Genomic DNA, 24,164 nt, shown 5'->3' with positions numbered 1-24,164 from the left:
GAGGGAGTTGGCCGGTGCTGGACTGGCTGTACAACATCGTCGGGTGGGTGCTGATCCAGATCCACTCGGCCCTGACCTTCATCGGGTTCGACCCCGACGGCGGATGGGCGTGGGGCCTGTCCATCGTCCTGCTGACGGTCCTGATGCGACTGATCATGGTCCCGCTGTTCGTGAAGCAGATGCACACGCAGCGGAAGATGCAGGACATGCAGCCGCAGCTGCAGAAGGTCCGCGAGCGCTACAAGAACGACAAGCAGCGCCAGCAGCAAGAGATGATGAAGCTCTACCAGGAGAGCGGGACCAACCCGGTCATGGGTTGCCTGCCCCTGCTGCTGCAGATGCCGGTGTTCTTCTCCCTCTTCAGCGTGCTGCGCTCGGTCGCCCAGGGCCAGGCGCAGTACGGCTTCACCCAGGAGCTGGTGGAGAGCGCCCGCGGCGCCCTCATCTTCCACGTCCCGATCGCCGCCCAGTTCACCAGCTCCTCGGCAGAGCTGGAGAGCTACGGCTCCGACCCGATCATCGCGAAGACCGTCATCGTCATCGCCTGTGTGATCATGGGGACGACGACCTTCCTGACCATGCGCCAGAGCATGAAGCGCACCACGGTCCAGATGGCCGACAACCCGATGGCCCAGTCCCAGAAGATCATGATGTATCTGGCGCCGGCCTTCGGTCTGTTCGGTCTGGGTATGCCGATCGGTGTGTTGATCTACTGGGTCACCTCCAACCTGTGGACCATGGGGCAGCAGCACCTGATGTACCGCAAGTTCCCCGCGCCGGGCAGCGAGGAGGCCAAGGCGGGTGCGTCGGGTGCCTCGGGCGCCGCGAACGGGTCGGCCAAGGGCCTACTCGGCAAACGCAAGGAGAGCGCCCCGGAGCCGGTGGAAGAGCCTAAGATCGAGCGTAAGCAGCCGAAGAAGCAGTCCCGGGCGAAGCGCGGCGGCGGTCGCCCGAAGCAGTAGGGCAGTCCCGGCCCTCTCGGGCCGGACAGGCCGCCCGGGCGCAGGCGATGGGCCCCAGAAGCGCGCGGGCGGCGGGATCGCGAACGTGAGGAGACAGGACGCTGTGAGCAACGGCAACACCGACGCCCCCGAGGAGAGCGGCGGCAGCGTCGCGGTAGCGGACGCTCCCGAGGAGACCATCGACATCGAGGCCCTGGAGCACGAGGGTGACGTGGCCGCCGACTACATCGAGGGGCTGCTGGACATCGCCGACTTCGACGGCGACATCGACATGGACGTCGAAGGCGACCGTGCGGTGGTCTCGGTGGTCGGGGCCACGCTGGACGAGTTGATCGGCGGTGAGGGCGAGGTGCTGGAGGCCCTCCAGGAGCTCACCCGCCTGGCGGTGCACCGCAGCACCGGCAACCGCAGCCGCCTCATGCTGGACATCGGCGGCTGGCGCGAGGGCCGCCGCGCCGAGCTGCGCAAGGTCGGTTCCGAGGCGGCCGCCGAGGTCAAGAAGAGCGGGGAGGCCAAGGCGCTGGAGCCGATGACCCCGTTCGAGCGCAAGGTGGTGCACGACGCGGTGGCCGACGCCGGGCTCACCAGCGAGTCGGAGGGGGAGGAGCCCTACCGCTACGTGGTGGTGCTCCCCGCCGACTGAGCGATCGCGCGACGTTTCACGTGAAACACTGGCGCCCCTCACGCATAGGATCGTGGGGGGCGCCTTCCACTGTCTGGGCCCTTGCGGCCCGGCGATCGCCCCGCCCGCGCCCCGCGGCCATGACCGCGGCGCCTCGATGGAGCGGCCACCGCGGGGAGAGAAGTCGACAGGGAGACCGGCCGACATGTCCGCCGATCGACAGGCGGACAGATGGACACGCCGAGCGGCGAGCGGAGCGCCGGGACGGCGGGGCGGCGGAGAGACCATGGGAGAGACCAAGGTGGTGACAGATGACCTCCGGCGCTGACCATCGCATGCCCGAGACGGCGGTCGCGCTGTTCGGAGACCGCATCGAGACGGCCGGACGGTATGCGGAGCTGCTCGCCGGGGCCGGGGTGGAGCGGGGACTCATCGGGCCGCGGGAGGTGCCGCGGCTGTGGGAGCGGCACATCCTCAACTGCGCCGTGGTGGAGGAGCTGGTCCCGCACGGCGCCGACCTCGTGGACGTGGGCTCGGGCGCCGGGCTGCCCGGGGTGGTGCTGGGCATCCTGCGCCCGGACGTCTCGGTGGTCCTGCTGGAGCCGCTGCTGAGGCGCACGGTCTTCCTGCGCGAGGTGGTCGCGGAGCTGGAGCTGGAGAACGTACGGGTGGAGCGCGGCCGGGCCGAGGAGCAGAAGGGCCTGGCCGCGGACATCGTCACCGCCCGTGCGGTGGCACCGCTGACCCGGCTCGCCGGGTGGGCGCTGCCGCTGCTGCGCAAGGATGGCAGCCTGCTCGCCCTGAAGGGGGAGCAGGCGGAGAGTGAACTGGAGTCGGCGCGTAAGGAATTGTCCGCGCTGCGCCCCTGCGCCGCCGATGTGATCCGGGTGGGGAGCGGTAAAGTCGACCCCGCTACCACGGTCGTTCGCGTCACGGTGACCTCCGAGACCGAGCGCCCGCACCCGTCGCGACGCGCCGCGGCCGGAAGGAAGAAGCGCGGACGGAAGAGGTGAACTCATTCGTGCCCGAGAACCATGGCGACGTCGATGTTTCCCGTGAAACGCCGAGCTGGTCGCCCCGAGACCTGCACCCCGACGGCCCTGTTTCACGTGAAACCGAGATCGGCACGGCCGACGATGTCTTCGATACGCCGATCGCCCGCGCCGCCCAGGCCGCGATGAGCGTGCGGGGGTATGGGGAGGACACCTGGCCCCGCCCCCGCTCCTGCCGCGTCATCGGCGTCGCCAACCAGAAGGGCGGCGTCGGCAAGACGACCACCACGGTCAACCTCGCCGCCTCGCTGGCCATGCACGGCCAGCGGGTGATGGTGGTCGACCTCGACCCCCAGGGGAACGCCTCCACCGCGCTGGGCATGGAACGGGAACAGGACTCCCGGTCCATCTACCACTGCCTGGTGGAGGACGCCGGCCTGCGCGACCTGGCCCGCCCGGTTCCGGACATCCCCAACCTGTGGTGCGTCCCCGCCACCATCGACCTGGCCGGCGCCGAGATCGAACTGGTCTCGCTGGTGGCCCGGGAGGCGCGGCTCAAGCGCGCCTTCGCCGCCTACGACAGCAGTGAGCTCGACTACATCCTCATCGACTGCCCGCCGTCGCTGGGGCTGCTCACCGTGAACGCCATGGTGGCCGCCGAGGAGGTGCTCATCCCGATCCAGTGCGAGTACTACGCGCTGGAGGGGCTGGGGCAGCTGCTGCGCAACGTCGACCTGGTCAAGTCGCACCTGAACCCCTCGCTGGAGATCTCCACCATCGTGCTGACGATGTACGACGGCCGCACCCGGCTGGCTTCACAGGTCGCCGACGAGGTCCGCCAGCACTTCGGGGATCTGGTACTCAAGACATTGGTGCCCCGCAGTGTCCGCGTCTCCGAAGCGCCCAGCTACGGGCAGTCCGTGATGACCTACGATCCGGGATCCACCGGCGCGGTCGCCTATATGGAGGCCGCCCGGGAGATCGCCTACCGGGCCGAGGCGGGCGCCGCAGTCCAGTGAGGCTTGAGGAAGGGAGACGTCGGTGAGCCAGCAGCGGCGGGGTCTTGGCAAGGGGCTGGGGGCGCTCATCCCGCAAGGGCCGGTTGCGGCCCCGGGGGAGTCCTCGGAGGGCGGTGGAGACGGCGCGGCGGACCGCGGTGCCGACCGCGGGGCCGTCGTCGACGGCGCGTACCTGGAGGAGATCCCCCTCTCCGCGGTGACCCCCAACCCGCGCCAGCCGCGGCAGCACTTCGACGAGGAGGCGCTGGACGAGCTCCGCGCCTCCATCGCCGAGGTGGGGCTGCTCCAGCCGATCGTGGTGCGGCGCGTCGGGCCGGACGACTACGAGCTGATCATGGGGGAGCGGCGGTGGCGCGCCAGCAAGGAGGTCGGGCTCGACCGCATCCCCGCAATCGTCCGGGAGACCGGCGACGATGAACTGCTGCGGGACGCGCTTCTGGAGAACCTGCACCGGCAGCAGCTCAACCCCCTGGAGGAGGCCGCCGCCTACCAGCAGCTCCTCGACGACTTCGGCACCACGCACGAGGAGCTGGCGCGGCGCATCGGGCGCTCCCGCCCGCACATCACCAACACCCTGCGCCTGCTCAACCTCTCCCCGGCGGTTCAGCGGCGGGTGGCCGCATCGGTGATCAGCGCCGGGCACGCTCGGGCGCTGCTCTCCGTGGAGGACTCGGCGGCCCAGGACCACCTCGCCCGCCGCATCGTCGAGGAGGGGTTGTCGGTCCGCGCGCTGGAGGAGCTGATCGCCCTCGGTGAGACCGAGGAGGAGAAGCCGAAGAAGCGGCGTGCGGCCGCCCGCGCGGCCGACCCGGAGATGGACGAGCTGGCGGGGCTGCTCTCCGACCGCTTCGACACCCGGGTGAAGGTCGACATGGGCAAGAACAAGGGCAAGATCGTGGTCGAATTCGCCACCAAGGAGGACCTGGAGCGGATCATCGCCGCGATGGCGCCCGAGGACGGCTAGCGGTACGGACGGGACGTCCGCGGGCATGCGGCCCGCGTCGCCGGGTGGTCCTGTCGCTCCGCCGACAGGACCGTCCATCGACTGGGCCGCCTATCGATTGGGCCGCAGGTCGACATGTCGCCTTCCAGGGCCCCGTGTCCGATGTTTCCCGTGAAACACCGGGCGCGAATGCGGCCGATTCCCTGCGATGCGGCCCACCCGCTCCCTAGACTCCTGACCGCCGGGGTGTCCACCCCGGCCGAGGCCCGGCCCTCCGCACGACGGAGGTCCGGGCCTCGACGTTCGAGTGGCGGGGATGGACGGGGCCATGGTGCGCAGGCGGAGGTTGGTGGCGGCCGGTGCCGGGGCGGCGGCGCTGGTACTGGGGGACCGGCTGCTGGGCGGCGGTCGGGGAACCGCCGCGGCGGCGAGGGTGCTCGCGGGCGAGAGCGACTTCCCCCGGACGGGTGTGGAGCGCCTGGCGGCGGCCGGCGCACCGGTCACACCCCACGGCGCCTTCGACCACGTCGCCGTGCTGCCCGCAGGGGGCACGGGGGAGGGGCGGGTGCGGTTCACCGGACCGGACGGCCCAGGCCCCTGGAGGCCGGTGCGGGTGGGCGGCCACGGGACCGACGGTGGGCAGGAGGGCGGTGCACTGCTGCAGGCGCCGCCCGGCGCCACCGGGTACGAGGTGGAGATGGAGGGGCAGGACGCCGTGGAGACGGCGGCCATCGACACGCGCAGCGGCAGGAGGCGACGGATGAGCGGAGCCGGACACGGGCTGCTGGAGACCGGCGGCGTCTCCGGGGCGCTCCCGCTTCCCTACGTCACCCGGGCCGGATGGGGCGCCGACGAGGGGTTGCGCGGCGACGTGGACGGCGGCTCCCATCCTGTCCAGGTGGTGACGGTGCACCACGCGGCGATGCCGGTGGCGGCGGACCCGCGCGAGACGATGCGGGCGATCTACTGGCTGCACACCGTGGAGAACGGGTGGGCCGACATCGGATACCACCTGCTGATCGACCCCGAGGGCACGGTGTACGAGGGGAGGGCGACCGGCGGCCCGCTGCCGGTGTTCTCCGATGTCCCCGTACCGGGATCGGCCCGGTGCGTCACCGGTGCCCACGCCGTCGGCCACAACGCGGGGAACATCGGAATCTGCCTGCTGGGCGACTACACCTCGGCCATGCCGAGCCGCGCGGCGCGGGACGCGCTGGTGCGGACGGTGCGCACCCTGTGCGCCCTCAGCGGGGTGGACCCGTCCTCCCGCGTCCGTTACGCCAATCCGGTCAGCGGCGCCTCCCGGGAGGTCCACGCGGTGGCGATGCACCGCGACTGGGGCGGGACCGCTTGTCCGGGAGACGCCTTCGCCGCGCGGTTCTGGGAGGTGCGCGACCGCCTGTCCGCACCGGTCGGTTGAGCGAGAAGTCGACAGGGCGTCACAGCGGTAGAGCGCCAGAGCGGTACGGCGCCAGAGCGGTACGGCGCCATGGCAGGAGAGCGGTCAGGCGACAGGGCGCCCGCCAGGACGCGCTCGCCGGGACGCGCCCCCGTCCGCGCAGAGGCCGGAGAGCGGCGACGGCGGGCGGCAGGCGCGCGGAGCAGGCGCCGGAACCGCCGGAGCCCTCCCTTCCCCCGGGAGGGGCGCGGGGCCGTGTTTCACGTGAAACGGCGCCCCCCGCAATGCCCGGCGCCGCCCGGTGCCGCCCAGCGCGGTCAAGTGCGGTCACGTGCAGCCCTGAGCGCCCCGTCGCTGACGCGCTTCCTCCACGCGCACGGGGCGCCGACCCCGCGACCGCTCGGGGCGCCTCCGCACCGCGTGACGGCGTGAGAACGGCGGAGGGCCCACGGGGACATCCCCGTGGGCCCTCCGCACCTTCCGCAGAGTGCCGGGCACCGCCCGGCGCGCCTCGATCGTCAGATGATGCCTTCGAGGTCCTTCAGCAGAGCGCGCTTGGGCTTGGCGCCCATGATCTGCTTGACGACCTCGCCGTCCTTGTACACGTTCATCGTGGGGATCTGCATGATCCCGTACTCACGCGTGGTGTTCGGCTGCTCGTCGATGTTGAGCTTGACGATGCTCAGCTTGTCGCCGTACTCCTTGGCGAGCTCCTCAAGGATCGGGGCGACCTGGCGGCAGGGGCCGCACCATTCGGCCCAGAAGTCGACCAGCACCGGCTTGTCGCTCTTGAGGACCTCCTCCTCGAAGGTCGCGTCGGTGACGTGCTTCAGGTCCGCCACGTCGTTCACTCCTCACAGATCGGCTGGGGACGTCGTTCGGCCGGAGGGCGCCGGAGCGCTCCGGTCAGTCGTTGAGGCTCTCCAGGTACTTCTCGGTGTCCATGGCGGCCGAGCACCCGGTGCCGGCCGCGGTGATCGCCTGCCGGTAGGTGTGGTCGACCACGTCGCCGCAGGCGAACACGCCCGGCAGACGGGTCCGGGTGGTGGGGGCCTCCACCGCCAGGTAGCCCTCGGAGTCGAGGTCGAGCTGGCCCTTGAAGAGCTCCACCCGCGGGTCGTGGCCGATGGCGACGAAGACGCCCTCCACGTCCAGGGTGCTCTCGTGGCCGGTGACGCGGTCGCGCAGGCGCACGCCGTTCACCTTGTCCTCGCCCAGGACCTCGGTGATCTCGCTGTTCCAGATGAAGCGGATCTTCTCGTTGTCGAAGGCGCGCTGCTGCATGATCTTGCTGGCGCGCAGCTCGTCGCGGCGGTGCACGATCGTCACCGACTTGGCGAAGCGGGTGAGGAAGGTGGCCTCCTCCATGGCGGTGTCGCCGCCGCCGACCACGACGATGTCCTTGTCGCGGAAGAAGAACCCGTCGCAGGTGGCGCACCAGGAGGTGCCGCGCCCGGAGAACTCCTTCTCCCCGGGGACGCCCAGCTCCCGGTAGCCGGACCCGGTGGCGATGATGACGCTCTTGGCCAGGTGGGTCTCATCGCCCACCTTGACCACCTTGGGGTCGGCGGCCAGGTCGACCTCGGTCACGTCGTCGGCGACGAGTTCGGCCCCGAAGCGCTCGGCCTGCTTGCGCATGTTGTCCATGAGGTCGGGCCCCATGATGCCGTCGGGGAATCCGGGGAAGTTGTCGACCTCGGTGGTGTTCATCAGCGCGCCGCCGGCGGTGATGGAGCCCTCGAAGACCAGGGGGTCGAGCGAGGCGCGCGCGGCGTAGATGGCCGCGGTGTATCCGGCAGGCCCGGTCCCGATGATGATTACGTTGCGGACGTCGCTCACGCTCGTCGGCCCTTCGTTCGCTCAGGGGAGGTCACTGCCGCCCGTGACCCTGCGGGTAGATCGTTCCTCTCAACACAGGGTAGGCGCCCCCCATTCCCGGAGGGGCCGGACCCGTCTGTGACCTGACACTGAGCAGGGGAAAGGGCCGGTTCGGGGTGCTCCGGGGAAGGCCGCGGGAACGTGCAGCGGCCCGTTCGTGGGACCCGGTGGCGGCGCACCGCCGCCACCGGGTCCGGTCGTCGTCCGGTCGTCAGGGGGCCGGAACGGAGGCCGAGTCCAGCACCGCGTCCTCCGGGGCGCCGCCGGCGCATTCCGGCGAGACCACGGACACCGTGTAGGAGCCGGAGGCGTCCTCGGTGTACAGCACCCACGCCGGCACGGCGGCGCCGCCGTCGGCCGTGTAGGTGGCCACGTCCACGAGCGGCGTGCGCTCACCGTCCCCGGTGAGCCCCTCGACGCACGTGGAGACCCCGGAGGGGTTCTCCGAGGGGCTGGGCAGGGCCGAGATCTCCGGCGCCTCCTCGTCGCTCTCAGCGCCTTGCGGCGGCAGCTCCGGAGCGGCCAGCGACAGCACGTCGCCCGCCTGGCCCTCCAGGCCCTCCGGCGTGTAGGCGGTCCCGCTCTCCACGAGCACCGGGGCGGGCTCCTTGACGGCGTGCGGCTGGTCGTTCTGCGCCTGGACGCCGCCCGAGCCGTCCGCACCCCCGTCCATCCCGCGCAGCAGCGCCGCGCCTCCGCCGATCACGAAGACGGCGGCCGCGGCCGCGGCGATGTAGGGCATCCAACGGGCGGCTCCGCGCCGGCGCATCGGGACCACCTCGGCCGCGCGCGAGCGCAGTTCCTCGGCGGCCTCGCCGTCGACGGCACCGCCCGGCCCGTCCGGGCCCACTTCCTGCCGGTCCTCCCGCTCGTCGCGGTCGTCCCCGTCCCCCTCGGCGGCTGATGGGGTGCCGCCGCCGGAGGCCTGGGCCTGCCGCTCCGCGCGTATCGCCTCGTCCAGGCGGGCCGAAACCGTATCGGGAAGTGGCGGGACCGGTTCCTCCGCCAATAGGCCGGAGACCTCGCCCAGTGCCTCCCGGATCTCGGCGCACTGGGAGCATCCGGCCACGTGAGTCCGGACGGAGTGCTCTTCCTCGTCGTCGAGTAGCCCTTCGAGCGACAACGCGAGAGTCTCCGCGTCCACATGAGACGTCACGGTCTCCCGTCACCTCCTCTCGGGGATGTGACGTCTCGGGGGCGTTCAGGGTTCCGCAGGTGCGCCAGATAGGGAAGAAGTCTCGCGCGGCCCCGGGCGCAGCGGCTCTTGACCGTGCCGGGGGCCACCTCGAGGATCCCGGCGGCCTCGTCGACGCGGTAGCCCATCATGTCCACGAGCACCAGCGCCAGCCGCTGCTCGGGCGGGATCTGCTCCAGGGCGGCGTGGACGTCCATCCGGGAGTCGCTGCGCCCGGCCGGGTCGGGCACGGAGGCGGTCGCCTTGGCGCGCTCGTTGGAGAGCACGTCGAGCGTGGCATCGTCGGTGGGCACCGCGGGGCGCACCATGCGGCGGCGCATCCGGTCGTGGCAGGCGTTCACCACGATCCGGTGCAGCCAGGTGCTCACCTGCGCCTCGCCGCGGAACCGGCCGGCGGCGCGGAAGGCGGACAGGAAGGCGTCCTGCAGCGCGTCGGCGGCCTCTTCGGGGTCGCCCAGCACGCGGATCGCGACAGCCCACATGCGCTCGCGGTGGCGGCGGACCAGTTCGTCGAACGCCTTCTCGTCACCGCGAGCGTGTCTGGACAACAGCTCCTTGTCGGGGAGCTCTTGGACTGCGTCCATCACCCTCGTCACGATTTCCCGTGCAGTTCTATCTCGTTGATGCTCCCCCGCCATCCACCGTCGACCTGGGGGATATCAGTGAACCATACGAGCACGTAGCGACCCTTGGCAGGGTCGTCGGGCTCGATGGTGGTGGGGCCGGAGGCGCCGGAGGCCTCGCCCACGGGCTGCAGGGCGTCGAGCGACTTCTCGTCGCCGACGCGCAGCTCCAGCCCGCTGCCGCCCGGGCCGACGTCGATGTCGGCGCTGTGCAGTTCGACCGGCCCGCCCATGTCGACGAGCACGCCGATGCCGGACTTGAGCCGGCCGAAGTCCTCGCCCTTGTAGGTGGAGGTGTTCCACGAGGTGGACGGGTCGCCGTCGATGGTGAACCCGGCCTTGTCGGCGTGGTCGGCGTCGCCGGTGTCGGTGATGATCTCGGCGCCCTCCGGCTTCAGGGCCGTGATCTGCGCCTCCTGGTCGGAGCCGCCGTCGTCGGAGCTGCTGCCGGTCTCGGTGCCCTCCGGGGTGTCCCCGGTGTTCATGGCGGAGCCGAAGTGCCAGGCGCCGACGACGACGCCGACGAACACGATCAGCGCGGCGGCGCCCATCAGCACCCGGACCAGGGTGCGGTTGCCGCCGCCGGGCGGGCGGTCGTCGCCGTACTCGCGGGAGCGGCCCCCGCGGTCCCGTCCGCGGCCGCCGCCGGAGCGGTGGTCGGTGGAGGGCATCTGCCCGGTGTTGCGGGAGGTGCCGCGCTCGGGCGGGGGCGCCGCCGGGGCGGCGGCGGGGGAGACGGGGATGGGCACCAGGCGCGGCACGTCGGCCAGCGCCTCGGCCAGCTCCCGGGCGCTGCCCACCGGCCCCGGCCCGACCGGGGCCTGGAACGCCGAGCGCCCCACCAGCTCGTCGAAGCGCGGCGGGACGCCGTCGGCGACCAGGGCGGGGCGCCGCGGCACCCCGTCGACCAGCGGCGCCGGGGGCAGCTCCACCCGGCCGGGGCCGGGCCAGTGCCCGGTGAGGGCCGCGTACAGCAGGCGGCCCAGGCCCTGGGCGTCCTCGCGGGCCGGGTGCTCGGCGGCGATGCCGCGCAGTGCGGCGTCCACCCCGATGCCGGTGAGCTTGACCGCGCCGCCGACGCTCCAGATGAGCTTGTCGGGGGTGAGGTTGAGGTGGAACAGGCCGGTGGCGTTGGCCGTGGCCAGGGTCTCGGCGGCCTCGGCGACCAGGCCGGCGGCCCGCTCGGGCTGCAGCGGCCCCTGCTTGAGCAGGTCGGTGAGGGACTGGCCGACGACCCACTCCTCGACCACGTAGGGGGTGGTCCCCGTGTCGTCGGCGTCGAAGACCTGGGTGACACGGGAGTCGGCGATGCGGCTGGTGGCGCGGGCGGCGCGGACGGCGTCCCCGGTTCGCGGGAAGCCCTCCGTGAAGGTCCACACGGCGACGAGGCGGGCGAGCGTCTCGTCGGTGGCCTTCCAGAAGGAGGCGCCTTCGGTCTGGCTCACCAGTTCGTCAAGGCGGTAGCGGCCTGCGAGCCGCGCGCCCGGCTCGATCATGGAAGTGCTCATGCCGGGAGTGACGGACACGACGACCGGGGGGCCAGCGGGGCGGGCGCGAGGGGGCGCCGGGATGCCGTCAGCGCTGGGGCCGGCCATGTCGGCGGTCCCTGACCTCCCTTCGGGCAGCTCGGAGATTCACGGGTGGGGCGGAGGAGAACTGCTGTTCCATGCTAGGACGCCTGGGCGGTGTCCTCGGAGGACAAGTACATCGCACCTGCGACACTCGGTCCTCCTTCCTGCGACTACGCACCGTCATCCGGTCCGGGTGATCAGCGACGGAGTAGGCGGGTTCGTACCATACCGAAGAAAGTTGTGACTTCCGTCACCCCCAATCGAGGGGCGACCAGGATGAAGAGCAGGATGCCGACGAGGCCGCCGGCCAGGACGGCCAGCACGGCGGGCAGGTAGATGCCGGGAAGCAGCCCGAAGGAGAGGACCATCGCGATCCCGAAGACGGCGCTGGGCACCGAAGCGGCGTACAGCCGCACCAGTGTTCCCATGGTGCGCCGCCCGTCCAGGCCGTTCAGCCTGCGCGCCAGCATCCGCCACGCCAGCACCGAACCAACGATGTAGTACGACCCGTAGGCCAGGGGAAGCAGAACGACAATGAGATGCGGCGGGGCGGTGAACAGCAGGAGGATCGCCAGGGTCGCATGGGCCAGTTCCGCGGGGATCGCGATCAGCGACGGGGTGCGGGTGTCGCCCAGCGCGTAGAACACCCGCTGCTGGAGCTGGAACAGGGTGAACGGCACCAGCATCGCGGCGAACGCGGTGAGGATCATGCCGACGCTGCGGGCGTCGTCCACGGACATGCTGCCGCGCGCGTACAGCAGCACGCAGAAGGGGACGGCGAAGACCATCATGGCCACCGAGATCGGCACGATCAGCACCGAGGACAGCCGGAAGCCCAGGGAGAAGTCGCGCCGCACCAGGTCCTTGCGGCCGTCGGCGACGTGCCCGCTCATCCGCGGCAGCAGCGCGGTGATCACCGAGACGGCGATGATCGCGTAGGGCAGCTGGTAGATGAGCGAGGCGTACTGGTAGGCGGCGTACCCCGCGCCGGCCGCGGACTCCCCGGCCTCGGCCGCCCGCACCCCGGCCCGGGTGGCCACGTTGACGGTGACGAGCATCCCGGCCTGGACCACGCCGATGTAGAGCAGCATCCACCCGGCGGTGCGCACCGCCTCGCCCAGGCCCGACCCGCGCAGGTCCAGCCGGGGCCGCCAGCGGAACCCGGCCCGCCACAGCGTCCACACCAGCACCGCCATCTGCACGATCTGCGCGGCGGCGGTGCCGGCGCCCAGGATGGTCAGGTCGGACTGGGAGATGGTCTCGGGGCTGTTGTTCGGCCCGGCCACCCACAGGAACATCAGCCCGGCCGCGATGACCACCAGGTTGTGCAGGATCGGCGCCCACATCGGGGCGGCGAAGTGGTTGCGCGCGTTCAGCATCGAGCTGGCGATGCCGCTGGCGCCGATGAAGAAGATCTGCGCGAGCAGGAAGCGCGAGAGGTAGACGGCCACATCGTGCTGGGCGCCGTTGAAGTCGCCCGCGTACAGCCGGATCAGCCACTCGGCGGCGAGGATGGCCACCAGCGAGATGATGAACAGCGCCAGCAGCATGGCGGTGAACAGCCGCTGCTCGGTGGCCTGGCCGCCGTCGGCGTCGGTCTTGCGCCGCTTGACCAGGAACGGCACGAAGACGCTGGCGAGCAGCCCGCCGATGAGCAGGTCGTAGACGGCGAAGGGGACCGCGTTGGCCGTCTGGTAGGCGTCTCCGAGCAGCTGGGTGCCCAGGGCCGAGGCGAGCACCACGGTGCGCCCGAACCCGGTGAGGCGGGACACCACGGTGCCGACCGCCATGATCGCGCTGGAGCGCATCAGGTCGCCCGGGGCGGCGTGCGCCGCACCGCCGATCTCGTCGCCCTCCTCGCCGGCGCGGTCCGCGGTGCCCAGGTCGCCGATGGACGAGGGGTCGCGGTCGGTCGTCAGGCCGGGCTCGGGGGCGCCTTCGGGCTCCTCCCGTTCGAGGGTGTCGAGCACCTCTTCGGGCATGAGGAGCCGGCGGTGGTCGGGGTCCTCGCGGTTGGACTGGTGGTTGGCCACGGGGCTGCAATCTGGTCGGGGGAGGGGAGTACGTTGTCCGGCCGCGCCCGGAGGGGCACGGGGAGGCCCTTCGGCCCGATGGAGGGGAGGACCCGAGGATACGGGGCCGCCATGGGGCGCCGCGCCGCCGGGGGCGCCCCCGGCCGGACCCGGTCATCCGCGGGTCCGGCCCTCACGGCCCTCGTGGGCTTCGCCGTCTTCGCCGTGGTCAGGGTGTCCGGGATGTCCGGGGACGTCTCAGGACACTAGCGGCCCAGCTTGGAGCGCACCAGGCCGACCACGGACCGGAGCTCCTCGATCCGCAGCAGCCGCGCCGCCGCGAAGAACAGGCCCATGCCCAGCAGCGTGCCGACCAGGGGGGCGCCCAGGTTGGTCGCCAGGCCGTCGCCGAACTGCCGGGTGGACAGCCACAGCACGCCCAGGGCGGCCGCGACCGCCGGGACCGCGGCCAGGAACAGCCGCACCAGCGTGCCCAGGATGCGGCGGCCGTCGAGCCCGCCCAGGCGGGCGCTGAGCACGGCACCGGCGATGGTCAGGCCGGACAGGAAGGAGAGCATGAACCCGGCGGCGACGCCGACCACCACCAGGTTCGGCGGCAGCAGCAGGTACGCGCACACGGCCAGGGTCCCGTGCACCGCCACGTTGGCGATGCTGATCATCGCCGGGGTGCGGGTGTCGCTCATCGCGTAGAACACCCGCAGCATGAGCTGGAAGACGGTGAACGGCACCAGTCCCAGCGACATGACCGCCAGCACCACGCCGATGTTGTGCGCGTCGGCCGCCGAGGTGGAGCCGCGGGCGAACACCAGCACCGACAGCTGCACCGAGTACACCGCCATCGCCAGCGACAGCGGCACCAGCACCAGCGCCGACACCCGCAGGGTGCGCGAGAAGCCCTCGCGGACCTCGCTCCACAGGCCGTCGTGGGCCTGGGCGCTCATCCGCGGCAGCAGCACGGTGATCAGCGAGACCGCGATGATCGCGTAGGGCAGCTGGAAGAGCTGGTAGGCGTAGTTGTAGGCGGTGAGGCCGGCGCCGACGCCGTACCCCTCCTGCACGCTCTGGCTGCCCGCCCGGTTGGCGATGTTGGTGGTGATCAGGAAGCCGGCCTGGGTGGTGATGGTGTACAGGAACATCCACCCGGCGGTGCGCAGCGCCTCGCCCAGGCCCGACCCGCGCAGGTCCAGCCGCGGCCGCCAGCGGAACCCGGCCCGCCACAGCGAGACGACCAGCGCGACGGTCTGCGCCGCCATCCCGCAGGCGGTGCCCAGGCCCAGCAGGGTGAGCTCGCCCGAGGTGACGTTCTCCGGGGTGCGGCCGGGCAGCGCCACCCAGATGAAGGCGATCCCGACGGCGATGATCACCAGGTTGTTCAGGACCGGCGCCCACACCGGCGCGCCGAACCGGTCGCGGGTGTTGAGCATGGCGCTGATCAGGCCGCTCAGGCCGACGAAGAAGATCTGCGCGAGCAGGAAGCGCGCCAGGTAGACGGCGACGTCCATCTGCGCCCCGTCGAACCCGCCGGCGTACAGCTCCAGGATCCAGCGCGCGGAGGCGATGGCCGCGGCGGTGACCACCAGCAGCAGCACGACGGCGGCGGTGAACAGCCGGTCCTCGGTGGCCTTGCCGCCGTCGGCGTCGCTTTTGCGGCGCTTGACCAGGAAGGGGATGATCACGCTCGCCATCAGGCCCTGGATGAGCAGGTCGTTGATGATGAACGGGATCGTGTTGGCGGTGTTGTAGGCGTCGCCGAGGAGCTGGGTGCCCAGCGCCGCGGCCAGCACGATGGTGCGGCCGAACCCGGTGATGCGGGAGGCCATGGTGCCGACCGCCATGACGGCGCTGGAGCGTAGGCCCCCGCCGGAGGGGCCGGAGGAGCCCGAGGAGTCGGAGGGGGAGGAGCCGCCGGCGCCGTTCGAGCCGCTCCCGGAGCCGTCGCCGGACCCGGTGCCGTCGGGGCCCCCGGCCCCCACAGGAGGGCGTCCGGCGTCGTCGCGTCCCTCGGCGGTGTCCGTTGCCACCGGATCGGTTCCCTTCACTGGTCGCCCTTGCGCTCCGGCCCGCCGTCGGCGGGGGCGTCGTCCGAGGTTCCGGTGGTGGTCCGGGCGTCCTCGCCGTCGTCCTGCTCGTTCCCTTCGGCCGGCCCGTCCCGGCGCTCGCCGTGGCCGTCGTCCGCACCGTCCGCGTCGGCGGAGTCCTTCTCGGACACCCGCTCGTCCCGGGCGGCCCCGGTGTCGGCGGCCTCGTCACCGGTGGTGTCGTCGTCGGCGGCGTCACCGGCGGTGTCGTCGGCCTTCTCCACGGTCTCGGCGCCCGTGTCGGCCCCGCCGTCGGCGTCCGCGGCGCCGACCGCCCCGGGGCCGGTCTCGGAGCCCTCGGACACCTCGCCGTCACCGCCGTCCCCGCCGACGGCCGACGGGTCGTCCCCGAGGGCCGCGGCGCGCTTGCGCGCCCACTTGCGCAGCGCCCGCGGGGTGAGCGCGACGACCAGCACCAGCGCGCCGAGCCCGCTGATGATCATCGCCTGGTAGCCCAGCCCCGAGGCGTTGACCGGGGTGATGGTCTCCTCGGAGGCGATCGGCTCGCCCTGGGTGTTCTGCAGGCTCAGGTACAGCATCGTCCGGCCGTTGATGCGCGCCTCCAGCGGCACGTAGACCGTGGTCTTCTGACCGGGGCCGATCTCCATCTCGTCCTGGTAGTCGTCGATCTTCATCCGCTCGGGGTTCTCGGAGAACATCGACAGCTTGATCCGGACCGCCTCCTGATCGCCCTGCAGGTCGTTGGCGATGATGACGCCGATGGTGCCGGTCTTGCTCGCCAGCGTCACCGGCTCGGTCGGCACGATGCGCACGCTCGCCAGGCCGTTGCGCACCGACGCGCCGATCAGCCCGAGCGAGCGGGCGGCGCGCGACTCCTCCTCGCGCCAGGCGGCCGACTCGGCGCGCAGCACCGCGGGGCGGTACGGGTCGACGTCCTCCACCAGGATGCTGTTGAACAGGCGCACGGTGCCGCGGATGTCGTCGACCCGCTCCAGGTGCTCCTGGCCGAGGCGGGACTCGGCGGTGGTGTCGCCCCCGGCGGGGCCGCGCCGCTCGCTCTCGCCCTTGGGCGGCTCGACGTCGGACAGGTCGACCGTGCTCAGCCACGGCAGGTCCTCGGAGGCCTCCAGCACCCCCGAGGCGAACTCCTCGCCCGGGTTCCAGGTGGTGGGCGGCATCGCGACCACGGTGCGGTCGTCGCCGGTGTGCTCGCCGCCGATCATCGCGGTCTCGGCGATGAAGCGCTGCTGCGCCAGGGCGGCCTCCCCGGGGGCCCGGCTGGGCTGGCCCAGCGCCTCGGTCAGCCCGGGGTCGATGACGATGCCGGTGGCGTCGCCGCCGCCCGCCTCCATCGGGGCGGCGGCCGTGGCGGTGTGCTCGACCCACGGCTGGGGGGGCAGCGCGGTTTCGGACAGCAGGAAGGTCTCGGCCCCCTGGTCCGCGTAGTAGTCGAGAGTGGCCGTGTCGATCAGGCCGCCGGGGGGCAGGGCGTACGACGGGTCGGCCTCGCGGCCGAGGGTCCGCTGCACCGTGTCGCCGCCCAGCCGCACGGCGGCGTCGAGGTCGTCCTCCAGCCCCGCCTCCAGGAGGGAGGAGACGTCGGGGTTCGCGTACGGGGTGGCGATCAGGGGGGCGTCCTGGAGCGCGGCGGCGGTCCGGTCGAGCCAGACGCGGGCGCCGGGGTCGGCCTCGACGGTGCGCACGGGCAGGGTCTCGCCCTCGCCGGGCACGTCGGTGTCCTCCAGGACGTTGTAGGACCCGGCGGCCAGCCGCTCGATGTCGGCCAGCAGGCCGGGGTCGACGGCCCAGGTCACGGGCGTGCGGTCGGCCTCGTCGGCGTCGTCTCCGCCGTCACCGCCACTGCCGCCGCCACCGTTCCCGTCCTCGTCGTCGGCGCCGGCCGAGGCCGAGGGGGAGGCGTCCGGCGAGGAGGGCTCCGGGGAGGCGGTCTCCTCCTCCGCGGACTCCGGGTCCAGGCTCAGGCCGGGGTCCTGCGCCCCCGCCGTGAGCAGGCGGCCGAGCCGTCCTTCCGGGCCGACGCTGGCCGCCAGGTCGGTGCTGAGGAAGGTGTCGTCGTCGGTGCGGCGGGGGTAGTCCATGAGCGGCCACACCCACGCGATGTCGACGGGGGAGGGGGCGTCGTCGGAGCCCTCGTAGGCGATGAAGGTGCGCACCGTGGCCAGGGCGCCCTCGCCGCCGTCGACCGCCTCCACGGCCACGGGGTACACCCCGTACCCGTCCAGGTCCAGGTCGGCGGCGTCGGCCTCGATGGTGAACGCGGCCGTCTGGCCCGGTTCCAGGGGGCCGTCCACCGCGGCGTCGGGTCCGTAGGCGGGGGTGCGCTGGTCGGCCGGCCCCTCGGTGGCGGCGAAGTCGCCGAGGCTCGAGCGCTCCTGGAAGGGGTAGCCGGAGTAGCGCATGCGCACCGAGACGTCGCCCAGCGCGGCACCGGTGGTGTTGGTGACCTCGCCTTCGATCCGCACGGTGCTGTCGGGCCCGACCGCCTCGGGGCCGATCTCCTCGACGACGAGCGGGTCCCGCCCGTCCCGCTCGGAGGGGGCCGAGGGGGCCTGCGCAGGGTTGAACGCGGCCAGTGACGGGAAAAGGACCGCGGTCGTGGCCACGACCGCGCCCAGATGAGCAAATCGACGCACGCCAGAAGTTTCCAGTCGGGATTGACGGTGGCCAGCGGGGATGCCGCGCTTGGTGGACGCCGTGGCCCGTAAGCATGCGCCACCGCGTCGGGGGAAGCAGAGCGGTCGCGCTATCGGTCCAGACGATACCCCCTCAGGGGGGCCGTCCCGAAGTAACGCCCGGGCGCGTGCGCGCGGGATCCTCCGATTCGCACCACCCGGGCGGGCGACCTACCCTCTGTTGATGTGTCGAACACTGCGCTCCCTGGCCGGACAGGTCAGACCCCGCCCGCCGAGCCGACCGCCGACCGGCGGGAGGCCGTCGCCCGCCTGTTCTCCACGGTCGACGAGTCCGTGGCAGAGCTCGGCGAGCGGTTCGCCGCGGCCGGGTACGAACTGGCCCTGGTCGGCGGCCCGGTCCGGGACGCGCTGCTCGGCCGCGAGGTGCACGACCTGGACCTGACCACCGACGCGGTGCCCCAGCGCATCCTTGAGCTGGTCGACGGGTGGGCCGACGCGGTGTGGACCGTGGGCATCGACTTCGGCACGGTGGGGCTGCGCAGGAAGGGCGTGCAGCTGGAGGTCACCACCTACCGCAGCGAGTCCTACTCGCCCAAGTCGCGCAAGCCCGAGGTGGACTACGGCACCTCGCTCGACGAGGACCTGGTGCGGCGCGACTTCACGGTCAACGCGATGGCGGTGCGCCTGCCCTCCCGCGAGTTCGCCGACCCGTTCGGCGGCCTGGACGACCTGCGGGCCGGCCGCCTGCGCACGCCCGGCCTGCCGGAGGACTCCTTCAGCGACGACCCGCTGCGCATCATGCGGGGGGTGCGGTTCGCGGCCCAGCTCGGCTTCGAACTGGCGCCCGAGGTGCGCGAGGCGGCGTCGGCCATGGCCGACCGGCTCAAGATCGTCTCGGCCGAGCGGATCCGCGACGAGCTGACCAAGCTGATGGTCAGCCCGGCGCCGCGGCTGGGCGTGGAGCTCATGGTGGACCTGGGGATCGCCCCCTACGTGCTGCCGGAGGTCCCCAAGATGCGCCTGGAGATCGACGAGCACCACCGGCACAAGGACGTCTACGAGCACTCGCTGACCGTCCTGGACCAGGCGATCGACCTGGAGCGGAGCCGGGGGATGGAGCCGGACCTGGTGCTGCGGCTCGCGGCGCTGATGCACGACGTCGGCAAGCCCAAGACCCGCGCGTTCGAGTCCGGCGGCCGGGTGACCTTCCACCACCACGAGGTGGTCGGGGCGTCGATGAGCAAGAGCCGCCTGAGCGCGCTGCGCTTCCCCAAGGACGTGGTGAACGATGTCAGCACGCTGGTGGCGCTGCACCTGAGGTTCCACGGCTACGGCAAGGGGGAGTGGACCGACTCGGCGGTGCGGCGCTACGCCCGCGACGCCGGGCACCTGCTGGAGCGGCTGCACGTGCTGACGCGCGCCGACTGCACCACCCGCAACCGCCGCAAGGCGGCGGCGCTGGCGCGGGCCTACGACGACATCGAGCGGAGGATCGGCCGGCTCGCCGAAGAGGAGGAGCTGAACAGCATCCGCCCCGACCTCGACGGCAACGAGATCCAGCGGATCCTGGGCATCAAGCCGGGGCCGCTGGTGGGCAAGGCCTACCGGTACATGCTGGAGCTGCGCCTGGAGAACGGCCCCATGGAGAAGGAGGCCGCCGAGGCCGCCCTCCGGGATTGGGCGCGCGAACAGGGCATCGGCGAGGAGTCCTGAGCCCCGCCCCCTGAATCGCCGAGTGCATGAAGCCCCATGGGGATCCGTCCCCATGGGGCTTTGTCGTCTTCCGGTCTTCCCGACTTCTCTCCATGTCTCCATTCCGCCCCGGCGCGCGGCCTCAGCGCGCGGGGGAGCGGTGAAAACCCGTTGACGCGGTGGCACCGCGTCCCCGATCGTTGTCGCGGCCGGGTGGGACGCGCCGCGTTCCGCTTCGGGAGGTCCCCGTACGGCCGACGGAAGGAGAGTGCGTGCTGATTCGCGGGCGCTGATGCGCCGCCCCTGCTCGGGCGGCTCTGTGTCGAGTACGCCTTCGAGAGGGGAGCACGCACCATGACCCATGTATGTCCGCGTACCCGGGGGACCCGCGGGAAGAGCCGGAGCGCCGACTCCGGCATCGTCGTCACCGAAGCCGTAAAGCGCTATGTCGACCGGATCGTCCTGGACCGCGTGTCCTTCACGGTCCGTCCGGGCGAGCGCGTCGGCGTCATCGGGGAGAACGGCTCGGGCAAGTCCACACTGCTGCGGCTGCTGTCCGGCCGTGAGGAGGCCGACGCCGGAGCCGTGGAGGTCCGCGCCCGAGGCGGAGTCGGTTACCTGCCCCAACTCCTGGACCTGCCGCCGCAGGCGACGGTCGCCCAGGCGATCGACCACGCCCTCGCCGACATCCGCGCGCTGGAGCGGCGTATCCGTTCCGCCGAGCATGCGCTCACGGACGATGCGGACGCCATGCAGGAGTACGGTCGGCTCGTCGAGGAGTTCGAGGCGCGGGACGGGTACGGCGCCGACGCGCGCGTCGACACCGCTCTCGCCGCGCTGGGGCTTCCCGGCCTCGACCGGGGGCGGGCGCTCGGCACGCTCTCGGGCGGGCAGCGCTCGCGCCTGGCCCTGGCCGGGGTGCTCGCCGCCGACCCGGAGGTGCTGCTGCTGGACGAGCCCACCAACGACCTCGATGACGGCGCGGTGGCGTGGCTGGAGGAGCGGCTGCGGAGGCACAGGGGCACCGTCGTCGCGGTGACCCATGACCGGGAGTTCCTGGACCGCGTCACCACGGCGATTCTGGAGGTCGACCCCGATCTGCGCCGGGTTCGGCGGTACGGCGACGGGTACACCGGCTACCTGCGGGCCAAGGCGGTCGAAAGGGAGCGGTGGGCGCGCGAGTACGAGGAGTGGAAACAGGAGGTGGCGCGCCAGCGGTCACTGGTGGCGTCGAACGCCTTCCGGATGGACGCGATTCCCCGGAAGCAGGTCAAGGCGGCCTTCGGGCACGGGGCGTTCAAGCTCCGCTCGCGCGACCACGGTGCGGCGAGCCGCATCAAGATGGCGCAGGGGCGCTTGGAGCGGCTGACGGCCGATCCGGTGCCACCGCCGCCTGAGCCGCTGCATTTCGCGGTGCCGACGCTGCGTCCACAGCCTGTGGACAGCGATCCGGCCGTCCCTCTTGCGGTGGAGGCGGCCGACCTCACGGTCCACGGCCGCCTGCGGCTGGACGGGCTGCGCCTGTCCAAGGGGGGCCGCCTGCTGGTCACGGGGCCGAACGGGGCAGGGAAGACGACGCTGCTGCGGGTCCTCGCCGGGGAGCTGGCACCTGACGAGGGGCGGGTGCGCGTCCATGGGCGGGTCGGCCACCTGCGCCAGCAGGTCGGCGAGGGCGGTGCCTCCGTGTCCCTGTTGCGCGCCTTCGCCGACGGGCTGCCGGGTCACCCCGACGACCACGCGTCGGAGCTGCTGGCCCTGGGCCTGTTCCGGAAGGAGGACCTGCGCCGCCCGGTGGGGGTGCTGTCGGTGGGCCAGCGTCGGCGCCTGGAACTGGCACGACTGGTGACCAGGGCGAGCGACCTGCTCCTGTTGGACGAGCCCACGAACCACCTGTCGCCGCTTCTGGTGGAGGAGATGCAGAACGCACTGGCCGAGTACGAGGGGACCGTGGTGGTCACCACCCACGACCGCCGCCTGCGCGCGGCGTTCACGGGGCCGGAAGTCCACCTGAGCGCCGCGTAGGTCGGCTATGGCGTCAGAACACCTGCTGCAAGGAGTGGAAGGGCCACAGAAGCGCCGATGAGGGCGGCGGCGCCGACGACCCTGCGGACGACACGCGCCCTGTCCTTGACGGCATAGGCGAGGAGTTCTGAGCCCTACTCCCTGAATCGCCGAGTGCATGAAGCCCCGTGGGGATTCGTCCCCATGGGGCTTTGTCGTCTTCCGGTCTTCCCGACTTCTCTGTATCTCGGGAAAGGCGGGGTCATGGTGGTCCGTTCGAGTTCCGCGTTCTCGCGGTGCTGGTGGCGCGGGGGCGGATTGGGTGGTGAAACCGACACCTGATCTGCCTAGAAGCGTCGATTTCGCGACACTATGGCGTCAGAACACCTGCCGTCAGGAGGAGAAGGGCCGCAGAAGCGCCGATGAGGGCGGCGGCGCCGACGACCCTGCGGACGGCACGCGCCCAGTCCTTGACGGCATCGGCGATCCGGTGGCGCAGGAGCGGTCGGCGCATCTTGGCGCGGAAGCGATGGTCCCTGCTGGCAGCATCCTCACGGGCGTCACCTCTCCCTTCCAGATCTATCGGCTGCGCGACGGGTCGCAGGTGGCCACGTCAGAGCACACGAACGGGACTATCCTCGTGAACGAAGCCCCTGGTGTGCAGCGGTTGCAGGACCTCGCACGGACAGCCCTCGGCAGCGCTCTCCCAGCGGACGACACCCTTCGGAGATTGAAGGAGATCAGCGATGAATGAGTGGCACACGTCCAGCTACTCCCAGAACGGAGGACAGTGTGTCGAGGTCAGGGAGCATGCGCAGGGCGCGGACGTCCGGGACACCAGGCATAGAGCCGCCGGGCACCTCTCGTTCTCCCCGGATGAGTGGCGCGCCTTCCTTCATGACATCAAGCGCAACCGCTTCTAGGGAGTTCAGTGGTGAGTGAGTGGCACAAGAGCAGCTACAGCGCCAACGGCGCCAATTGCGTGGAAGTCCGGGAGCATGCGCAGGGCGCGGACGTCCGGGATACGAGACACAGGGCCGCCGGGCACCTCTCGTTCTCTCCGGGTGAGTGGCGTGCCTTCCTCCTTGACCTCAAGAGCGATCGCTTCTGAGGTCCAAGGACGGTCAGGCGACCTCGTGGGCCTTGTCCGTCTCTGTCGATGACCTGGACGAACGCAGAGTCCAGGCTCCGGCCATCGTCACGTATGCGGCGGCCATCACCAGGATCACCGGCACGCTCTCCCCGGACGGCGGAACCGCCACGGCCGCGAACCCCGCGGCTGCGACGAAGGCGGCGTTGAACAGCATGTCGTAGACCGAGAACACGCGCCCCCGGTAGGCATCGTCGACATGTCGCTGAACCAGCGTGTCGACCGTGACCTTCACCCCCTGGGACACCACCCCCAACCCGAAGGCGGCCACCGGGAACAGCGCCGGCGACAGGGGCAGGCCGAACACCAGTAGCACCACAGCCCCGAAGACCAACAACCCCGCGATCCACGTCGACGGCGCCATCCGCGCCGTCGCCCACGGTGTGGCCACCGCCCCGAGCAGGAACCCGACCGCCGACGCCGACAGCGCGACGCTGAACCCCGCCAGCCCCGCCACGCCCCCGGCCGTGAACGTGTTGTTGTACAGCAGCAGCGTCATCAGCGTGGAGATGCCGAACACGAACCGGTGCCCGGCGATGGTCGCCAGCCCGTCCCTGGCGGGAGGGCGCCCCCAGATGTGCCGGGCGCCGTCGACCAGTCCGGAGACCGTGCCGCGCAGCGCCGCCCGCACGCGCGTCGGCTCCTCCTCCAGGTCCGGCCCCAGCTCGCGGCGGCCCAGCGTGAGGGAGACCGCCCCGGCCGCCGCGAACATCACCCCGGCCGCCGCCAGCACCGCCGCCGTCCCTCCGGGGCCGTCCCCGGCGGGGATGCGCAGCCCCGCCCCGGCCGCCGCGCCCAGGAAGCTCGCCGCCGTCCCGCAGGTCGGCGTCACCGCGTTGGCCATCATCAGCCGGTCCCGGGCCACCACGTGCGGCAGCGCCGCCGACAGCCCCGCCAGGAAGAACCGGTTCACGCTGAGCAGGACCAGCGCCGCGAGCAGGAACGGCGCCCCGTCGGCGCCGACCGCCACCAGCGCCGCCGTCCCACCCCCGAGCGCCGCCTTGGCCAGGGCCGACACCAGCAGCACCTGGCGGCGCGACCAGCGGTCGATGAACACCCCGGCGAACGGCCCGACCACCGAGAACGGCAGGAGCAGCACGGCGAACGCCGCCGCGACCTCGGCGGCGGTGGTGTGCTGCTCGGGGTTGAAGAACACGTACCCGGCCAGCCCGGCCTGGTACATCCCGTCGGCGAACTGCGAGACGACGCGGGTCGCGAAGAGGCGGCGGAAGCGGTCCCCGCGCAGCACGGTCCGCAGATCACCGAAGAAGGACATCCGCCAAGAGTACGGCGCGCGGGGGCGGTGGAACGGCGAAGGGGCCGCCCGGCAGGGCGGCCCCTTGGTCTGTGCGATGGCGCCGTATCGACGCGTCGGCATGTCGATACGGCGC

The 24,164-nt window shown here is 72.1% G+C and carries 20 protein-coding genes; 11 read left to right on the top strand and 9 right to left on the bottom strand.

The annotated features are described in order from the left end of the window. Positions 1 to 14 precede the first annotated feature (14 nt). The 6 genes from yidC (at position 15) to O4J56_RS11190 (ending at position 5,958) form a co-directional block, all read left to right on the top strand. Positions 15 to 962 carry a membrane protein insertase YidC gene (yidC, locus tag O4J56_RS11215; protein WP_270685661.1) on the top strand — a complete coding sequence of 316 codons (948 nt, stop codon included), beginning with the start codon at positions 15 to 17 and terminating at the stop codon, positions 960 to 962. 103 nt (positions 963 to 1,065) lie between these two features. Beyond that, positions 1,066 to 1,605, top strand: a complete 540-nt coding sequence (locus O4J56_RS11210; protein WP_270685660.1) for a Jag family protein — start codon at positions 1,066 to 1,068, stop codon at positions 1,603 to 1,605. A gap of 290 nt (positions 1,606 to 1,895) precedes the next feature. Beyond that, the gene (gene rsmG / locus O4J56_RS11205; RefSeq protein WP_270685659.1) at positions 1,896 to 2,597 is read left to right on the top strand and encodes a 16S rRNA (guanine(527)-N(7))-methyltransferase RsmG; all 702 of its coding nucleotides are present in this window, start codon (positions 1,896 to 1,898) and stop codon (positions 2,595 to 2,597) included. Between the two features lie 164 nt (positions 2,598 to 2,761). Beyond that, complete coding sequence (locus O4J56_RS11200) at positions 2,762 to 3,595, top strand: ParA family protein (protein ID WP_270685678.1); 834 nt, start codon at positions 2,762 to 2,764, stop codon at positions 3,593 to 3,595. Between the two features lie 22 nt (positions 3,596 to 3,617). Then, on the top strand, positions 3,618 to 4,559 hold the full coding sequence (locus tag O4J56_RS11195; protein WP_270685658.1) for a ParB/RepB/Spo0J family partition protein: 942 nt from the start codon (positions 3,618 to 3,620) through the stop codon (positions 4,557 to 4,559). 295 nt (positions 4,560 to 4,854) lie between these two features. After that, positions 4,855 to 5,958, top strand: coding sequence for a peptidoglycan recognition protein family protein (locus O4J56_RS11190; RefSeq protein WP_270685657.1), 1,104 nt, complete (start codon positions 4,855 to 4,857; stop codon positions 5,956 to 5,958). Positions 5,959 to 6,455: 497 nt separating this feature from the next. On the opposite strand, the gene trxA is transcribed toward O4J56_RS11190, so the two are convergent. The 8 genes from trxA to O4J56_RS11150 all read right to left on the bottom strand — a co-directional run bounded on the left by trxA (position 6,456) and on the right by O4J56_RS11150 (position 17,930). Next, positions 6,456 to 6,779, bottom strand: coding sequence for a thioredoxin (gene trxA / locus O4J56_RS11185; protein WP_270685656.1), 324 nt, complete (start codon positions 6,777 to 6,779; stop codon positions 6,456 to 6,458). 64 nt (positions 6,780 to 6,843) lie between these two features. Further along, complete coding sequence (gene trxB, locus O4J56_RS11180; RefSeq protein WP_270685655.1) at positions 6,844 to 7,776, bottom strand: thioredoxin-disulfide reductase; 933 nt, start codon at positions 7,774 to 7,776, stop codon at positions 6,844 to 6,846. Positions 7,777 to 8,026: 250 nt separating this feature from the next. Beyond that, positions 8,027 to 8,971, bottom strand: a complete 945-nt coding sequence (locus O4J56_RS11175; RefSeq protein WP_270685654.1) for an anti-sigma factor family protein — start codon at positions 8,969 to 8,971, stop codon at positions 8,027 to 8,029. Next, positions 8,968 to 9,594 carry an RNA polymerase sigma factor SigM gene (gene sigM, locus O4J56_RS11170; protein ID WP_270680651.1) on the bottom strand — a complete coding sequence of 209 codons (627 nt, stop codon included), beginning with the start codon at positions 9,592 to 9,594 and terminating at the stop codon, positions 8,968 to 8,970. Before sigM ends, O4J56_RS11175 begins: the two co-directional genes overlap by 4 nt. Before the next feature lie 8 nt (positions 9,595 to 9,602). Continuing rightward, entirely contained in the window at positions 9,603 to 11,141 is a 1,539-nt protein-coding gene (locus O4J56_RS11165; RefSeq protein WP_270685653.1) for a protein kinase family protein, read from the bottom strand. Between the two features lie 260 nt (positions 11,142 to 11,401). Next, positions 11,402 to 13,186: a murein biosynthesis integral membrane protein MurJ gene (gene murJ / locus O4J56_RS11160; RefSeq protein ID WP_270685677.1), complete on the bottom strand. Its 1,785-nt coding sequence runs from the start codon at positions 13,184 to 13,186 to the stop codon at positions 11,402 to 11,404. A gap of 296 nt (positions 13,187 to 13,482) precedes the next feature. Continuing rightward, positions 13,483 to 15,276, bottom strand: a complete 1,794-nt coding sequence (gene murJ / locus O4J56_RS11155) for a murein biosynthesis integral membrane protein MurJ (protein ID WP_270685652.1) — start codon at positions 15,274 to 15,276, stop codon at positions 13,483 to 13,485. Beyond that, a complete protein-coding gene (locus O4J56_RS11150) occupies positions 15,273 to 17,930 on the bottom strand; it encodes a DUF6049 family protein (RefSeq protein ID WP_270685651.1) in 2,658 nt (885 codons plus the stop codon). Before O4J56_RS11150 ends, murJ (O4J56_RS11155) begins: the two co-directional genes overlap by 4 nt. 225 nt (positions 17,931 to 18,155) lie before the next feature. On the opposite strand from O4J56_RS11150, the gene O4J56_RS11145 reads away from it, so the two are divergent. The 5 genes from O4J56_RS11145 (at position 18,156) to O4J56_RS11125 (ending at position 22,734) form a co-directional block, all read left to right on the top strand. Further along, positions 18,156 to 19,643, top strand: a complete 1,488-nt coding sequence (locus O4J56_RS11145; RefSeq protein ID WP_270685650.1) for a CCA tRNA nucleotidyltransferase — start codon at positions 18,156 to 18,158, stop codon at positions 19,641 to 19,643. A 333-nt stretch (positions 19,644 to 19,976) separates the two neighbouring features. Then, positions 19,977 to 21,644 carry a ribosomal protection-like ABC-F family protein gene (gene abc-f, locus O4J56_RS11140; RefSeq protein WP_270685649.1) on the top strand — a complete coding sequence of 556 codons (1,668 nt, stop codon included), beginning with the start codon at positions 19,977 to 19,979 and terminating at the stop codon, positions 21,642 to 21,644. Between the two features lie 304 nt (positions 21,645 to 21,948). After that, a complete protein-coding gene (locus O4J56_RS11135) occupies positions 21,949 to 22,377 on the top strand; it encodes a Scr1 family TA system antitoxin-like transcriptional regulator (protein ID WP_270685648.1) in 429 nt (142 codons plus the stop codon). Continuing rightward, a complete protein-coding gene (locus tag O4J56_RS11130) occupies positions 22,370 to 22,546 on the top strand; it encodes a DUF397 domain-containing protein (RefSeq protein ID WP_270685647.1) in 177 nt (58 codons plus the stop codon). Before O4J56_RS11135 ends, O4J56_RS11130 begins: the two co-directional genes overlap by 8 nt. 11 nt (positions 22,547 to 22,557) lie before the next feature. After that, positions 22,558 to 22,734 (top strand): DUF397 domain-containing protein, encoded by a 177-nt coding sequence (locus O4J56_RS11125; protein WP_270685646.1) that lies wholly within the window; start codon positions 22,558 to 22,560, stop codon positions 22,732 to 22,734. Positions 22,735 to 22,747: 13 nt separating this feature from the next. On the opposite strand, the gene O4J56_RS11120 is transcribed toward O4J56_RS11125, so the two are convergent. After that, entirely contained in the window at positions 22,748 to 24,049 is a 1,302-nt protein-coding gene (locus O4J56_RS11120; RefSeq protein ID WP_270685645.1) for an MFS transporter, read from the bottom strand. Between the last annotated feature and the right edge of the window lie 115 nt (positions 24,050 to 24,164).

The sequence above is a fragment of the Nocardiopsis endophytica genome, from assembly GCF_027706725.1.
Lineage (GTDB): Bacteria > Actinomycetota > Actinomycetes > Streptosporangiales > Streptosporangiaceae > Nocardiopsis_A > Nocardiopsis_A endophytica.
The sequence above is the reverse complement of the archived record's forward strand: the minus strand, read 5'-3'. Positions and strand labels throughout refer to the sequence as shown.

Coding starts and splice junctions, on each gene's coding strand:
- rsmG (WP_270685659.1), top strand. CDS start 1,896: ATGACCTCCGGCGCTGACCATCGCATGCCCGAGACGGCGGTCGCGCTG.
- O4J56_RS11200 (WP_270685678.1), top strand. CDS start 2,762: ATGAGCGTGCGGGGGTATGGGGAGGACACCTGGCCCCGCCCCCGCTCC.
- O4J56_RS11190 (WP_270685657.1), top strand. CDS start 4,855: ATGGACGGGGCCATGGTGCGCAGGCGGAGGTTGGTGGCGGCCGGTGCC.
- sigM (WP_270680651.1), bottom strand. CDS start 9,594: ATGGACGCAGTCCAAGAGCTCCCCGACAAGGAGCTGTTGTCCAGACAC.
- O4J56_RS11165 (WP_270685653.1), bottom strand. CDS start 11,141: ATGAGCACTTCCATGATCGAGCCGGGCGCGCGGCTCGCAGGCCGCTAC.
- murJ (WP_270685677.1), bottom strand. CDS start 13,186: ATGCCCGAAGAGGTGCTCGACACCCTCGAACGGGAGGAGCCCGAAGGC.
- abc-f (WP_270685649.1), top strand. CDS start 19,977: ATGACCCATGTATGTCCGCGTACCCGGGGGACCCGCGGGAAGAGCCGG.
- O4J56_RS11130 (WP_270685647.1), top strand. CDS start 22,370: ATGAATGAGTGGCACACGTCCAGCTACTCCCAGAACGGAGGACAGTGT.
- O4J56_RS11120 (WP_270685645.1), bottom strand. CDS start 24,049: ATGTCCTTCTTCGGTGATCTGCGGACCGTGCTGCGCGGGGACCGCTTC.